Raw genomic sequence first — 14,729 nt, forward strand, 5'->3', positions numbered from 1 at the left:
CAGACGAGTCACGGGCGAGAGGGTTGACGGATGACCAACCTGGTGTACTTCTCCAGCGTCTCCGAGAACACCCACCGCTTCGTGCAGAAGCTGGGCATCCCGGCGACGCGGATCCCGCTGCACGGCCGAATCGAGGTCGATGAGCCGTACGTGCTCGTCCTGCCGACCTACGGTGGCGGCAAGGCCACACCCGATATCAACAACGGGGGATACGTCCCCAAACAGGTCATCGCCTTTCTCAACAACGAGCACAACCGGTCGTTGATCCGCGGCGTCATCGCCGCGGGCAACAACAACTTCGGCGCCGAGTTCGCCTACGCGGGCAACGTGGTGTCCCGCAAGTGCGGCGTGCCCTACCTGTATCGCTTCGAACTCATGGGAACACCCGACGACGTGGAAGCCGTCCGCGCGGGATTACAAGACTTTTGGAAGGAACAGACGTGCCACCAACCGTCACAGCTGCAGAGCCTGTAGTCACCGGCACTCACGCGCTCCCCGGGGAGACGGACTACCACGCGCTCAACGCGATGCTCAACCTGTACGACAAAGACGGCAAGATCCAGTTCGACAAGGACGTCCAGGCCGCGCGGGAGTACTTCCTGCAGCACGTCAACCAGAACACGGTGTTCTTCCACAGTCAGGACGAGAAGCTCGACTACCTGATCGAGAAGGAGTACTACGAGCGCGAGGTGCTCGACCAGTACTCGCGGAACTTCATCAAGTCGCTGCTGGATCGCGCCTACGCCAAGAAGTTCCGGTTCCCGACCTTCCTCGGCGCCTTCAAGTACTACACCTCCTACACCCTGAAGACGTTCGACGGGAAGCGCTACCTGGAGCGCTTCGAGGACCGCGTGGTGATGGTGGCGCTGACCCTGGCCGCCGGGGACACCGACCTGGCCGAGAAACTGGTCGACGAGATCATCGACGGACGGTTCCAGCCGGCCACCCCGACATTCCTCAACTCGGGCAAGAAGCAGCGCGGTGAGCCGGTGTCGTGCTTCCTGCTGCGCATCGAAGACAACATGGAGTCCATCGGGCGCTCCATCAACTCCGCACTGCAGCTGTCCAAGCGCGGCGGCGGAGTCGCGTTGCTGCTCACCAACATCCGTGAGCACGGCGCACCGATCAAAAACATCGAGAACCAGTCCTCGGGCGTCATCCCCATCATGAAGCTGCTGGAGGACTCGTTCTCGTATGCCAATCAGCTCGGTGCCCGCCAGGGTGCCGGCGCGGTGTACCTGCACGCCCATCACCCGGACATCTACCGGTTCCTGGACACCAAGCGGGAGAACGCCGACGAGAAGATCCGGATCAAGACGCTGTCGCTCGGCGTGGTGATTCCGGACATCACCTTCGAGCTGGCGAAGAAGAACGAGGACATGTACCTGTTCTCGCCGTACGACGTCGAGCGCGTCTACGGCGTCCCGTTCGCCGACATCTCGGTCACCGAGAAGTACTACGAGATGGTCGACGACGCCCGGATCCGCAAGACCAAGATCAAGGCGCGCGAGTTCTTCCAGACGCTGGCCGAGCTCCAGTTCGAGTCGGGCTACCCGTACATCATGTACGAGGACACGGTGAACCGGGCCAACCCCATCGCCGGCAAGATCACCCACTCCAACCTGTGCTCGGAGATCCTGCAGGTCTCCACGCCGTCGGAGTTCAACGAGGACCTGTCGTATGCCAAGGTGGGCAAGGACATCTCGTGCAACCTCGGCTCGATGAACATCGCCAAGGCGATGGACTCACCCGACTTCGCCCAGACCATCGAGGTGGCCATCCGGGCACTGACCGCGGTGAGCGATCAGACCCACATCTGGTCCGTGCCGTCCATCGAGCAGGGCAACAACAGCTCGCACGCCATCGGCCTGGGCCAGATGAACCTGCACGGCTACCTGGCCCGCGAGCGGATCCACTACGGCTCCGAAGAGGGCGTCGACTTCACCAACATCTACTTCTACACGGTGCTGTACCACGCGCTGCGGGCCAGCAATCTCATTGCGATCGAACGGGATACCCGCTTCGGTGGGTTCGAGCAGTCCAAGTACGCCTCGGGCGAGTTCTTCGACAAGTACACCGAGCAGGTGTGGGAGCCGAAGACCGAGCGGGTCCGGCAGCTGTTCGCCGACGCCGACATCCACATTCCGACGCAGGATGACTGGCGCCGGCTCAAGGAGTCGGTGCAGACGCACGGCATCTACAACCAGAACCTGCAGGCCGTCCCGCCGACCGGGTCGATCAGCTACATCAACCACTCGACCAGCTCGATCCACCCGGTGGCGTCCAAGATCGAGATCCGCAAGGAAGGCAAGATCGGGCGCGTCTACTACCCGGCGCCGTACCTGACCAACGACAACCTGGACTACTACCAGGACGCGTACGAGATCGGGTACGAGAAGATCATCGACACCTACGCCGCGGCCACTCAGCATGTGGATCAAGGGCTTTCGCTGACGTTGTTCTTCAAGGACACCGCCAACACCCGCGACGTCAACAAGGCGCAGATCTACGCCTGGCGCAAGGGCATCAAGACGCTCTACTACATCCGGCTGCGTCAGATGGCACTGGAGGGCACCGAGGTCGAGGGCTGCGTCAGCTGCATGCTGTGATGGTGGGCCGACACTGAAGCCAGGGATCGATCACGCCGCCGCGGCGTCCCTGGCTTCAGTCTCGCCGACCGTTCTCCCGAGCCTGTTCCGCCCGGGCCGCCTTCAGCCGCCGCTCCTCGCGCAGCACGTTCTGATAGCTCTCTCGCTCGGCGACCAGCCAGTCCGGCATCTCTTCGAGCAGCGCCTCGATCTGCTCGGTGGTCAGCGCGCCGGTGACGCCGCCGCGCGCCAGGCCGGCGATCGAGACGCCCAGCTTGGCGGCGACCAGGTTCTTGGGGTGCGGCCCGTTCTTGCGCAGGTCCTTGAGCCACTGCGGTGGATCCTCCTGCAGCGCGGCCAGTTCGGCGCGGGTGATCGCGTTCTCCTGGAACTCCGCCGGCGTCGCGGGCAAGTACACGTCCAGCTTCTTGGCCGCGGTGGCCGGTTTCATCGATTGCGCGTTGGGCCTGCTCATGGGAGAAGCGTATCGGTAGCCTGATCCCGTGACCCAGACCTCGCTCACCCTCGGGTACGTCCCCGGGGCGACGCCGGCGAAGTGGGCCAGGAACTGGACGCAGCGCCACCCCGACGCGCCGCTGAACCTGCGCGCCGTCGCCGCCGCGGCCGCGGCCGACGCCGTGCGGACCGGGGAGGTCGACGTGGCGGTGCTCCGGTTGCCGGCCGACATGTCGGGCCTGGCGGTCATCCCGCTCTACGAGGAGGCCACGGTGGCGGTGGTGCCGACCGATCACCTGCTCAGTGCCACCGACGAGATCACCGCCACCGACCTCGACGGCGAGCCGGTGTTGGTGCCGCTCGACGACGTGGTGGCCTGGGCCGCAGCTCCCGGCGCCTCGGTGGAATACTGGCCCGAAACCACCGAGGCCGCAATCGAACTCGTCGCCGCGGGGATGGGTGCGCTCATCGTGCCGCAGTCGCTGGCGCGCCTGTACCACCGCAAGGACCTGACCTACCGGCCGATCGCCGACGCGCCGCCCTGCCCGGTGGTGCTCACCGTGCCGGAAGGGCCGCAGTCACCGTTGGTCGAGGAGTTCGTCGGTGTGGTGCGGGGCCGCAAACCGGGGTCCTCGCGCGGGCAGGCTGAGCCGGCGCCCAAGCGCACCGCCCGGGAGAAGACGCTGGCCAAGCAGGCGGCGCGCGCCGCGGCGGGCAAGGTCGCCCGCCAGCCGGCCAAGCGCGGCCGGCGCTGACCCACCGCGACTGTGGGGCGGGTGTACGTGATGTCGCACATTCGTGTGCACAGGGCCCACATTGGGCGGCATAGCGGCCCGAACTACTTGCGTCGGCAATTTTCCTGAAACGTTTCAGGGTCGTCGGTGGTTTCGCTAGAGTCCTGCAAGGAATCGCTTCAGGCGTTCCCGGGTCGACGCCCGGGTAGGTCGCTCGCGGTGGCAGCACGGGCGCCAGGAGACCACGAAAGGCCTAGCATGACATCCACGTCCACCGCGACGTTCTTCAGCCGTGCGCGCATTGTCGCGCCACCCGGGTGGAGCCGCTGGCTGGTGCCGCCGGCGGCCCTGTCCATCCACCTGTCCGTCGGCGCGGCGTACTCGTGGAGCGTGTTCAAGAAACCGCTGGAGGGAGCGCTGGGCATCTCCGGCACGCTCAGCGCCTTGCCGTTCACCATCGGCATCGTCATGCTCGGGCTCTCGGCGGCCGTTTTCGGTACCTGGGTGGACCGCAACGGTCCACGCATGGCGATGTTCGCCGCGATGTGCTGCTTCTGCGGCGGATGGCTGGTCGGCGCCGCCGGCCTGGCCACCGGTCAGTACTGGCTGGTGCTCCTGGGCTATGGCGTGCTCGGCGGAATCGGTTGGGGAATCGGCTACATCTCGCCGGTGTCGACGCTGATGAAGTGGTTTCCGGACAAGCCGGGAATGGCGACCGGGCTGGCCATCATGGGCTTCGGCGGCGGAGCGTTGATCGCATCACCGTGGTCGACGGCCATGCTCAAGGCCTTCGGCCCCGACCCCGCCGGGATCGCGAAAACGTTTGTGGTGCATGGGCTGGCGTACGCGGTGTTCATGTCGCTGGGGTGGCTGCTGGTGCGGGTGCCCCGGCCGGACTGGCGGCCGCCGGGCTGGACGCCACCCGCGGTGCAGCAGGGTTCGATCGTCACCGGCGGCCAGGTGTCGGCGGCCAACGCCGTCAAAACCCCGCAGTTCTGGCTGCTGTGGGTGGTGCTGTGCTTCAACGTGACGGCCGGTATCGGCATCCTGGAGAAGGCCTCGCCGATCTATCAGGACTACTTCCCGACGGCGGGCGCGGCGGCGGGCGCCTTGGCCGCCGCGGCCGCGGGTTATGTGGCGATGCTGTCGTTGGGCAATATGCTCGGCCGGATCGGCTGGTCCAGTCTCTCGGACGTGATCGGCCGTAAGAATGCCTACCGGCTCTACCTCGGTGTGGGTGCTGTGCTCTACCTGACTATCACGTTGATGCAGAATTCCAACAAGCTGGTGTTCCTGATCGCCACCATCCTCATCCTGTCGTTCTACGGCGCCGGCTTCGCCACCGTCCCGGCCTATCTGCGCGACCTGTTCGGCACCTTCCAGGTGGGCGCCATCCACGGACGTCTGCTCACCGCGTGGTCAGCGGCCGGGATCCTCGGGCCGATCATCGTCAACTCGGTGGCCGACAGCCAGGCCGCGGCGGGCAAGGACGGTCCCGCGCTGTACACGGTGTCGTTCACCATCATGATCGGGCTGCTGGTCATCGCTCTGGTGTGCAATGAACTCATCCGCCCGGTGGACTCGAAATGGCATGAAAACCAAACTGATTCATCGCGCGTCGTCACCAAGGAGGTCGTTCGATGAGCGAGTTGCCCGCCGAACTGCACGACTACACGCCGACGGTGCCCAAGGTGTACATCGCGCTGGCCTGGTTGTGGGTCGTGTTGCCGTTCGGCTACGGCGCCTATCAACTGGTGCTCAAGGTCGGTCAGCTATTCGGGTAGCGGACCGGGCGGTCATCGCCCGCAAGCCCGCCAAGCGCGGCCGCTGACCCCACCGCGTGGCCGTAACGGATGCGTGACGCTGTTTTACCTGGTCAACACATATTCTTCGAGATACTCGAACCCATGACCGCGCTGAACCACGTACCGGCCACCACCTCTGCGGCCGAGCTGGCCGACCACCTTCGCCGTGACGGCTACGTGATCGTCGACGAGCTGGTGCCGAACTCGTTGATGGACACCATCACCGATGAGCTGGCGCCGTACCTGGACGCGACGCCCATGGGGTACAACGCGATGATCGGCCGCAAGACGCGGCGCACCGGTGCGCTCATCGCCCGATCGCCGGCGTGCCGCACACTGATTCAGAACCCGACCGTCCTCGGGGTCTGCACGGACTTCCTCGGCCACGCCAGCGCTTTTCAGTTGATGCTGACCCAGGTCATCTCGATAGAACCCGGCGAATCGGATCAGGCGTTGCATCGCGACCAGAATGCCTTCGACTTCTACCCGTTCCCCGATGACTACCACGTGCAGTGCAACACGCTGTGGGCGATGACCGATTACACCGCCGAGATGGGCGCCACCCGCGTGGTGCCGGGAAGTCAGGTCGGCGACAAGAAACCCACCGACTATGCCGACGACGAGTGCCTGCAGGCCGAGATGTCACGCGGTTCGGTGCTGTTGTACACCGGCAAGATCGTGCACAGCGGCGCGGCCAACCGCAGCGACCAGGTTCGGCGTGCCATCAACGTCAACTACTGCGTGGGCTGGGTTCGCCAGGAGGAGAACCAGTTCCTCTCCGTGCCACCCGACGTCGCGCGCACCCTCGATGACGACCTGCTCAAGCTCATCGGCTACCAGGAGGGTGCGTGGGCGATGGGTTACTTCCGCGACTTCGAGGATCCGTTGCGCGCGATCCGTGGTGACGCGGTCGGATACGGCTTCGACGCGGCGAAACTCAACGGCAGCGCCGGCGCCGCGTATGCCGACCAACTGACCCACAGCGAGTGACGTCACCGGCACGGCGAAATTCGGTGGCGCCGCCCGGCGAACCCGGCCACCCTGGGAAGAATGCACGTCAGCCTGCACCGCACCCGGGACGAGTTCGCCCCGGTCGCCAGGTCGGTCTATCTGCCCGACCCGGTGACCTTCACGGTCGAGCTGACGACCCTGCGCCTGCCGGTATCCGATGAAGGCCACCTCATGGTGTCGGTCACCGACGGTGTCACGGTCGGTGCCGCCGTTCAGCTCGGCGACGCCGCCCTGCTGACCAGCGGCCTGCCGCCGGCCGGCGCCGCAGACGTGGCAGCCGCGCTGACGCGGACCCACCCGCGATTGCCGAGCGTGCGCGGAACGCGGGACAGCACAACGGCATTCGCGACGGCCTGGAGTGATACCACAGGCATGCGCGCCGAGCTGACCGAGGTGGAGCCGCTGTACCGGCTGGCGGCGTTGGCGACGCCGGCCGGTGTGCCGGGGGAGGGCCGGCCGGCCGTCGGACGCGAGGTGGACCTGCTCGTCGACTGGCTGGACGCGTTCTTCGTCGAGGCCTTCGGCGCGGCATCCGACCGCGAGGCCCGGCGGGCCTACCTGCACCAGATCGCCCTCACCGACGGCGACATCGTGCTGTGGACCGTCGGCGGCGCACCGGTCAGCATGGCCCGGGTGCATGCGCCGCTGGCGGGCGTGTCGCGGATCGGCCCGGTGTTCACCCCGCCGCGGCACCGCGGGCACGGATACGCGGCCGCGGTGACCGCGGCCGCCGCCCGGCACGCACACGCCCGCGGCGCCGACGAGGTCGTGCTGTTCGCCGATGCCGCCAACGAGGTGGCCAACCGGGTCTATCGGCGGATCGGATTCGTCGCCGTCGACGAACACGTGCAGTACGCGTTCGGTTAGACCTTCTGGTGCGCGGGCCCCTGCGCCTTCTTGTACAGCGCCTTGAGCAGCCGGTCGCGGAACGCCGCATTGTCGATCAGCTTGATACCGGCCTCGGCGACTTTCGGGTTGCCGATCAGCTTGTGCATGTAACGGCCACGCCGGTACTCCCTGCCCCACGCGGCTTCCATCCGCTGCGCATAGTTGGTGAAGTCGTCGGGACCACCGTTCTGCAGCGCCGCGATGGCGCATTCGCCTGCGGCCAAGCCGGATTCGAGGGCCTTGGAGATACCGGCGCCGGACGCCGGCTTGCCGGCACCCAGCGAGTCGCCGGTGAACAGCACACCGGGACGCCACGGCGGCCAGGCGGTGAAGCCCATCGGCAATCGCCACGCCCGCACGCTCTTGTTCTTCTTCAACTCCTCGATCGGCGGCAGCTCCCAGTCGTGCGGCAACGACCGCAGGAACTCACCGAGGAACTGGGTGGCGTTGATCGACTGCCAGTTCTTGTAGCTGTTGACGTAGCCCAACCCGATGTTGAAGACGCCGTTGCCCATCGGGAACACCCACCCGTAGCCGGGTAGCTGATCGCCCTGGAACAGCAGCTTCAGGTAGATGTCCATGCTGTCGCCGTCGGGGCGGTTGGCATGCATCTCGGAGCGGATCGCGATGGCCGAGTAGCCGTTGTACTGGGAATCCAGTTTCAGCGCCCGCTTGATCGGCGAGTAGGCTCCGTCGGCCGCGATGACGGCGTCGCCGAGCACCTTCTCACCGCTCTTGAGCACCACACCCACCACCCGGCCGTCGGCGTCGAATTCCGGGCCGGCCACCTCGGCGCCCTGACGGACCTCGGCGCCGGCGGACTCGGCGTGCTTGAGCAGCTTGAGGTCCAGGTCGGTGCGGCTGGCGGTGTGCCCGTGGTCGGGCATTCCGGGCCGGCGGGGAAACGACAACTCCCAGGCGCTCGGGCTGTACACCGTGACCCGGTTGATCCGGTGGTACTTGGCCACCTCGTCGGCCAGGCCCATCTTTTGCAGGTAGCTGACCGCGCGCGCGGTCAAGCCGTCACCACAGGGTTTGTCCCGGGGAAAGTCCGCCTTGTCCAGGACGATCACCCGTGCCCCCGTCTGGGCGGCCTGCCAGGCAGCCGCTGATCCAGACGGGCCCCCGCCCGCGATGACCAGGTCGTATCGGGCCGTCATCTTCCGCCTCGTTGAAAGGGATTGTGTCCGTGCAATGCTACCCAAGCGGTACGGGCGTCCGTCCGCAACCGGTAGGACGTCGTGCGGTCACGGCAGGTCAGAAAGCGCCAGCCCGGTACAGTAGGTGGGTGCGCAGACCATCTCTTCCCTCCATACCGCTGCCCGGTGGGCAACCGGGCGTGAAGGTCGATGCGCGCAGCGAGCGGTGGCGGGAGCATCGCAAGAAGGTGCGCGGGGAGATCATCGACGCGGCCTTCCGGGCGATCGACCGGCTCGGCCCCAACGTCAGCGTCCGGGAGATCGCCGAGGAAGCCGGCACCGCCAAACCGAAGATCTACCGGCACTTCACCGACAAGTCCGACATGTTCGCCCAGATCGGCGAGCGGATGCGCGACATGCTGTGGGCGGCGGTCATCCCGTCGATCAACATCGAGACCGACACCGCCCGGCAGATCATCGGCCGGGCCGTGGAACATTACGTGGAGCTGGTGGACCAGCACCCGAACGTGGTGCGGTTCCTGCTGCAGGGCCGGTTCGCCGACCAGTCGGCGGCGGCGATGACGACGGTCAATCGCGGCCGCGACATCACCCTGGCGATCGCCGACATGGTCAGCGGAGAGCTCAAGGACATGGACCTGGACCCCGCGGTCTTCGAATTGGCCGCGTTCGCGCTGTTCGGCACCGCCGCCTCGGCCACCGACTGGTGGCTGGGTGGCAGCGACGACGGTGCCCGCCGGATGCCGATGGACCAGTTCGTCGCCCATATGACCACGATCATGATGGGTGCGGTGAACGGCACCGGCGAATTGATGGGTGTCGCGATCGATCCCGATCAGCCGGTCAGCAAGGCAGTCAAGCGCCAACAGGTGGACCTGGGCGCCTGAGCTGCGGCTGTTGCGGTCGCGGTCACCCAGTCTGGATACTGGATATCCGGTACCGCCGTTCCCGGGAAAGGCCGTGAGCTATGTCCGCCGTCGTCACCCGCGCGTTGATCATCGGATCCGGGTTCTCCGGACTCGGGATGGGCATCGCGCTGAAGAAGCAGGGCTTCACCGACCGGGATTTCCTCATCCTGGAGAAGGCCGACGAGATCGGCGGCACCTGGCGGGACAACACCTACCCGGGCTGCGCGTGCGACATCCCGTCGCACATGTACTCCTTCTCCTTCGAGCCGAAACCGGACTGGACCCACATGTGGTCGTTCCAGCCGGAGATCTTCGACTACCTCAAACACGTCACCGACAAGTACGGCCTGCGCCGCAACATCCGGTTCAACACCTTCGTCGACCGTGCGCACTGGGATGAGCAGGATTGCCGCTGGCATGTCTTCGACAAGTCCGGGCAGGAGTTCGTCGCGCAGTTCCTGATCTCCGGGGCCGGCGGCCTGCACATCCCGTCGATTCCCGATATCGAGGGCGCCGACACGTTCGCCGGGGCGATGTTCCACTCGGCCCAGTGGGACCACGACGTGGACATCACCGGCAAGCGCGTGGCCGTGATCGGCACCGGTGCCAGCGCCATCCAGATCGTCCCGGCGATCATCGACCAGGTGGCCGGGCTCGATCTGTATCAGCGCACCCCGGCCTGGGTGATGCCGCGGCCGAACAATGCCTTCCCACAATGGATGCGGCGGGCGTTCACCTACGTTCCGGGCACCCGGGCGCTGATGCGTGCGGCCATCTACTGGATCCACGAGGGGGTCGGCTTCGCCATGACGCGGCAGCCGCGGCTGCTCAAGATCGGTGAACTGTTGGGCCGCTGGAACATCAACCGCAGCATCAAAGATCCCGAGTTGCGCCGCAAGCTCACCCCGAACTACACCGCCGGATGCAAGCGAATCCTGAACTCCGACACCTATTACCGCGCCATCGCGAACCCCAAGACGCACGTGATCACCGACGGGATCGCCAGGCTCACGCCGACCGGCGTCGTCACCGGTGACGGTGCCGAGCATCCGGTCGACGTCATCGTGTGGGCCACCGGCTTCCACGTCACCGACTCCTACACCTACGTCGACATCAAGGGTGCCGGCGGTGAGGACCTGGTGGACCGCTGGACGCGGGAAGGCATCGCCGCGCACCGCGGTATCGCCGTGGCGGGGATGCCGAACCTGTTCTTCCTGCTCGGCCCGAACACCGCGCTGGGGCACAACTCGGTGGTCTTCATGATCGAGTCGCAGATCCGCTACGTCGCGCAGGCCATCGCCGCCGCCGACGCCGCGGGCGCGAAGGCGCTGGCCCCGACGCGGCGGGCCCAGGACGACTTCAACGCGCAGTTGCAGCACGATCTGGCGGGTACGGTGTTCAGCACCGGAGGTTGCCACAGCTGGTACATGGACGCCCACGGTGTCAACCGGACCCTGTGGAGCGGGATGACCTGGCAGTACTGGCTGTCCACCCGGCATTTCCAGCCGGCCGAGTACGAGTTCACGGCCTGACCGACGCGACACGAAAACACAATTTGTGGGGCTCCGGCGTGTTGTCGGCCCCCAGTTGTAGTGTCGTGGCAGCCACTCACCACGCACCGAATTGGGGTTCCAGATGTCCGACGGAATGAAGCTGATCGACCGTGTCTCGGCCATCAACTGGAACCGGGTTCAGGACGACAAAGACGCCGAGGTCTGGGACCGGCTGACCGGCAACTTCTGGTTGCCGGAGAAGGTGCCGGTGTCCAACGACATCCCGTCCTGGGGCACCCTGACCGACGCCGAGAAACAGCTCACCATGCGGGTGTTCACCGGTCTGACCCTGCTGGACACCATCCAGGGCACCGTCGGCGCCGTCAGCCTGATCCCCGACGCGCTGACCCCGCACGAGGAAGCCGTCTACACCAACATCGCGTTCATGGAGTCGGTGCACGCCAAGAGCTACAGCAACATCTTCTCCACGTTGTGCTCCACCGCCGAGATCGACGAGGCGTTCCGCTGGTCGGAGGAGAACCCGAACCTGCAGCGCAAGGCGCAGATCGTGATGGACTTCTACCGCGGCGACGATCCGCTCAAGCGCAAGGTGGCCTCCACGCTGCTGGAGAGCTTCCTGTTCTACTCCGGCTTCTACCTGCCGATGTACTGGTCCAGCCGGGCCAAGCTGACCAACACCGCCGACATGATCCGGCTGATCATCCGCGACGAGGCCGTGCACGGCTACTACATCGGCTACAAGTACCAGCGCGGGCTGGCCCTGGTGGACGAGGCCAAGCGCCAAGAGCTCAAGGACTACACCTACGAACTGCTCTTCGAGCTGTATGACAACGAGACCGAGTACACCCAGGACCTCTACGACGGCGTCGGCCTGACCGAGGATGTCAAGAAGTTCCTGCGCTACAACGCCAACAAGGCCCTGATGAACCTGGGTTACGAGGCGCTGTTCCCCAAGGACGAGACCGACGTGAACCCGGCGATCCTGTCGGCGCTGAGCCCCAACGCCGACGAGAACCACGACTTCTTCTCCGGCTCCGGGTCGAGCTACGTGATCGGCAAGGCCGTCAACACCGAAGACGAGGACTGGGACTTCTGACGCCGGGATGCCCGGCTAGATGCACCACTGTCCCAGGCAGACGGCGCCCGGGGGCTGCCAGCCGCCGTTCCAGCCGGCCGGTCCCCACGGGCCTTCGTTCGGGTTCCAACCGCGCGGCGGCCCCCAGCCGTCGCCGGGCCGGCCCCAGCCGTGGTCGTGGCCTCCCCAGCCGGGTCCGGGTGGGGGCGGAGGGCCCCAGGCCGGGACCGGACCGGTTGTCGGGGCAGGTGCGGCCGCGGCCGTCCCCGCTCCGATGCCGACTGCTGCTGCTGTCAATCCACCGGCGATCGCCATGCCGGCAATCAGTTTGTGTGCGTTCATGTCTGCAAGGTTAGTTAGCGAATATAATTATCAGCTATGTGTCGGCTCTGAATCGGCACAGTCGCGCGTCACTCGACGGGGATGGCGACCTCGTTGCGGCGGCGGAACGGCAGCGTCCACGGCGGGTCGAAGAACCACGCCGTGGGTTCACCGGCGGCCTCGAACCCATTCTCCCGCAGGACATCCCGCAACCTGGCCGTTTGCTCGGCGACCCGCCGGGCGTGACGGCCGCCGCTGAACCGCAACACGGCGTACTTCTGCGGTGGGACCGTCACCAGTTCGACGCGCGGGTCATCGGGTGTGGGCAGCGTGTCCATGGTCCACTGCGCGGGCATGAAGAAGCGGATGACCCACGCGTCGGTATCGCGCTGCTGGGCGACCGGCGCGGTCATGGCGATCTTGGCGCCGCGGGACCGATCGGTCTGCACCGCCACGGGAGCCGTCATCGCGATGCTCCGGCCACCGTCGTTGCCGCCGAAGATGTACGCGGCGAGGCGCCGAAATCCCGTGGATCGGGCCTGTTCCTCCGATTGCCCCCGGACCCGCGTCTGGGCCGCGATCCGCTCCCGGTAGTGGCGCACCTGCACCCCGCGAGCCAGCTCCACCGCGTTGAACGTCGGCTCCTCCAGCCCGATCCTGATCCCGGCCACGGATCCCACCGTCTGCACCACCTGCTTGGCGATGGTCTGCACACCCGGCATGCCTTGTCCTCTCCCTCTTGCGTCCCTCCTCGCGCGGGTCGTCGCCGGCGTCGTAAGGCATTCGGAGTGCACTGCGCGGCGGATGGCGACGCTCACGCCGCCGTCGGCATCGGCGCACCCGTGGGCCGTCGGGACGCGGCAGTGCCCTTGTCGACCTTCAGGATCAGGTTGCGGGTGGCTTTCTCCAGAGCCGCTTGTGCAGCAACGGAATCGTCGATCCTCGCCGCGCGGCGAACCCCGGTGGCGATGGTCAGACCCTGCTCGTAGCCGGCGACCACCCGGGGATCGACATAGGAACTGCGGGCGACGGCGGGCGTGTTGCCCAACGACTCGGCGACCTCTTTCATCACGGCCGCCTCGACGCGTTTGACCACGCGCTTGGAGACCGGGGGATCGGCGTCGGCGAACGCGGCCGCGGCCAGCACCGTTCCGTGCCATGTCCGCAGGTCCTTGACGCTGAACTCGGCGCCCACCAGCTCCTTGAACCGCGCGTTGAGATCCTCGGAGCGAATGTCGGCCCAGCCGGAAGCGGCCCGGCACACCAGCAGCCGTTCGCTCCCGTCCCCGCGGCGCAACAAGGCCTTGACGGCGCGCGCCACCTCGGGATCCGCCAACTCCAGGCGCCGCTGCACGCCGCTCTTGGCCGGGTAGTCGAAGGACACCGCGTCACCTCGGACACTGACGTGTTCGCACAACAACGTTGCCAGGCCGTACGATTCGTTCTCCTCGGCGTACTGTTCGCCGCCAGCGCGAAAGTACCCCTGGTCCAGCAGATGCAGCGCCAGCGCCAGCACGCGGTCCCGGCCCAGGCCCTTGCCGCCGAGATCCGCGGCGACCTTGGCACGCCAGTCCGGCAGCTGGGTGGACATCTCCAGGACCCGGTCGAACTTCTCCTCGGCCCGTTCCTGCTGCCATTGCGGGTGATAGAGGTACTGGCGCCGGCCCGCCGCGTCGGTGCCCACGGCCTGGATGTGTCCGTTCGGGAACGGGCAGATCCATACCTTCTTCCAGGCCGGGGGAATCACCAGCGCCTTGATCCGGGTGATCGTCGGTTCGTCATTCAGCAACGAACCGTCCGGACCGTAGTAGGCGAACCCCTTCCCGCGCCGCTTCCGGCTGATCCCGGGAGCCGAGAGTGCACTCCGCCGTAGTCGCATGCCGCCTTCCTCAGCCGGTGTTTTCGTGTTGCCGGGATTACCCCGGTGGAGCCCGCTCTACACCTGGCGGACGAGCGGTTTGCCCACCCCCCGAACGGGGCATTCTCACGCAGGTCAGGGCGAGGAGGGACGATCATGACAGCACGGGTATTGGCAGGTGTCACAGCGAGCAATGTCGTCGACCTCGCGTCCCGACGGGCCCGGCACGATCTGCGCCGGACACCGGCGGCCACACGCCGGCGGGTGGCGTCGGCCGATGCCGTGGGCGCGCAGGTGTCATGCCGGGTGCTGCCGTTCCGGCGCCGACCCACGCTTTCTCAGCAACTTCACGGCTTTCGTTGAAGGTCTTCCTCCATTGGGCGAGCAACCTCAAAGGTGACGGATGCACGACCC

16 protein-coding genes are annotated in these 14,729 nt (G+C 66.5%); 11 read left to right on the top strand and 5 right to left on the bottom strand.

All coding sequences use genetic code 11. The annotated features are described in order from the left end of the window. Positions 1–30 precede the first annotated feature (30 nt). Positions 31–474, top strand: a complete 444-nt coding sequence (nrdI, locus tag AWB94_RS16560; RefSeq protein WP_024451106.1) for a class Ib ribonucleoside-diphosphate reductase assembly flavoprotein NrdI — start codon at positions 31–33, stop codon at positions 472–474. Further along, complete coding sequence (gene nrdE, locus AWB94_RS16565) at positions 441–2,609, top strand: class 1b ribonucleoside-diphosphate reductase subunit alpha (RefSeq protein WP_084395092.1); 2,169 nt, start codon at positions 441–443, stop codon at positions 2,607–2,609. Before nrdI ends, nrdE begins: the two co-directional genes overlap by 34 nt. Positions 2,610–2,664: 55 nt before the next feature. On the opposite strand, the gene AWB94_RS16570 is transcribed toward nrdE, so the two are convergent. Next, a complete protein-coding gene (locus AWB94_RS16570) occupies positions 2,665–3,063 on the bottom strand; it encodes a DUF5997 family protein (RefSeq protein ID WP_062656262.1) in 399 nt (132 codons plus the stop codon). A gap of 28 nt (positions 3,064–3,091) precedes the next feature. Here AWB94_RS16570 and AWB94_RS16575 point away from each other — a divergent pair, with 28 nt between their 5' ends. The 5 genes from AWB94_RS16575 (at position 3,092) to AWB94_RS16590 (ending at position 7,461) form a co-directional block, all read left to right on the top strand. After that, the gene (locus tag AWB94_RS16575; RefSeq protein ID WP_062656263.1) at positions 3,092–3,799 is read left to right on the top strand and encodes a LysR family transcriptional regulator substrate-binding protein; all 708 of its coding nucleotides are present in this window, start codon (positions 3,092–3,094) and stop codon (positions 3,797–3,799) included. Positions 3,800–4,036: 237 nt separating this feature from the next. Then, positions 4,037–5,422 (top strand): L-lactate MFS transporter, encoded by a 1,386-nt coding sequence (locus tag AWB94_RS16580; protein WP_062656264.1) that lies wholly within the window; start codon positions 4,037–4,039, stop codon positions 5,420–5,422. Next, the gene (locus AWB94_RS34210) at positions 5,419–5,562 is read left to right on the top strand and encodes an MFS transporter small subunit (RefSeq protein ID WP_109762160.1); all 144 of its coding nucleotides are present in this window, start codon (positions 5,419–5,421) and stop codon (positions 5,560–5,562) included. Before AWB94_RS16580 ends, AWB94_RS34210 begins: the two co-directional genes overlap by 4 nt. A 123-nt stretch (positions 5,563–5,685) precedes the next feature. Then, on the top strand, positions 5,686–6,573 hold the full coding sequence (locus tag AWB94_RS16585) for a phytanoyl-CoA dioxygenase family protein (RefSeq protein WP_062656265.1): 888 nt from the start codon (positions 5,686–5,688) through the stop codon (positions 6,571–6,573). A gap of 60 nt (positions 6,574–6,633) precedes the next feature. Further along, positions 6,634–7,461, top strand: coding sequence for a GNAT family N-acetyltransferase (locus AWB94_RS16590; protein ID WP_062656266.1), 828 nt, complete (start codon positions 6,634–6,636; stop codon positions 7,459–7,461). Here AWB94_RS16590 and AWB94_RS16595 read toward each other — a convergent pair. Then, positions 7,458–8,642: an NAD(P)/FAD-dependent oxidoreductase gene (locus tag AWB94_RS16595; RefSeq protein WP_062656267.1), complete on the bottom strand. Its 1,185-nt coding sequence runs from the start codon at positions 8,640–8,642 to the stop codon at positions 7,458–7,460. The two genes, AWB94_RS16590 and AWB94_RS16595, sit on opposite strands and share 4 nt — an antisense overlap. 128 nt (positions 8,643–8,770) lie before the next feature. On the opposite strand from AWB94_RS16595, the gene AWB94_RS16600 reads away from it, so the two are divergent. The 3 genes from AWB94_RS16600 to nrdF all read left to right on the top strand — a co-directional run bounded on the left by AWB94_RS16600 (position 8,771) and on the right by nrdF (position 12,157). Beyond that, positions 8,771–9,526 (top strand): TetR/AcrR family transcriptional regulator, encoded by a 756-nt coding sequence (locus AWB94_RS16600; protein WP_084395093.1) that lies wholly within the window; start codon positions 8,771–8,773, stop codon positions 9,524–9,526. 80 nt (positions 9,527–9,606) lie between these two features. Next, positions 9,607–11,079: a flavin-containing monooxygenase gene (locus AWB94_RS16605; protein ID WP_062656268.1), complete on the top strand. Its 1,473-nt coding sequence runs from the start codon at positions 9,607–9,609 to the stop codon at positions 11,077–11,079. Positions 11,080–11,182: 103 nt separating this feature from the next. Next, positions 11,183–12,157, top strand: a complete 975-nt coding sequence (gene nrdF / locus AWB94_RS16610) for a class 1b ribonucleoside-diphosphate reductase subunit beta (protein ID WP_201029530.1) — start codon at positions 11,183–11,185, stop codon at positions 12,155–12,157. 15 nt (positions 12,158–12,172) lie between these two features. Here nrdF and AWB94_RS34655 read toward each other — a convergent pair whose 3' ends face one another. The 3 genes from AWB94_RS34655 to AWB94_RS16620 form a co-directional block, all read right to left on the bottom strand. Continuing rightward, positions 12,173–12,478, bottom strand: coding sequence for a hypothetical protein (locus tag AWB94_RS34655; RefSeq protein ID WP_131805259.1), 306 nt, complete (start codon positions 12,476–12,478; stop codon positions 12,173–12,175). Positions 12,479–12,546: 68 nt separating this feature from the next. After that, positions 12,547–13,179 carry an SOUL family heme-binding protein gene (locus AWB94_RS16615; protein WP_062656269.1) on the bottom strand — a complete coding sequence of 211 codons (633 nt, stop codon included), beginning with the start codon at positions 13,177–13,179 and terminating at the stop codon, positions 12,547–12,549. A 92-nt stretch (positions 13,180–13,271) separates the two neighbouring features. After that, a complete protein-coding gene (locus AWB94_RS16620; protein ID WP_062656270.1) occupies positions 13,272–14,336 on the bottom strand; it encodes a DNA topoisomerase IB in 1,065 nt (354 codons plus the stop codon). A gap of 135 nt (positions 14,337–14,471) precedes the next feature. On the opposite strand from AWB94_RS16620, the gene AWB94_RS34660 reads away from it, so the two are divergent. Beyond that, on the top strand, positions 14,472–14,678 hold the full coding sequence (locus tag AWB94_RS34660) for a hypothetical protein (protein ID WP_131805260.1): 207 nt from the start codon (positions 14,472–14,474) through the stop codon (positions 14,676–14,678). The last annotated feature ends 51 nt before the right edge of the window (positions 14,679–14,729 follow it).

Source organism: Mycolicibacterium canariasense (assembly GCF_002101555.1).
Classification (GTDB): Bacteria; Actinomycetota; Actinomycetes; order Mycobacteriales; family Mycobacteriaceae; genus Mycobacterium; species Mycobacterium canariasense.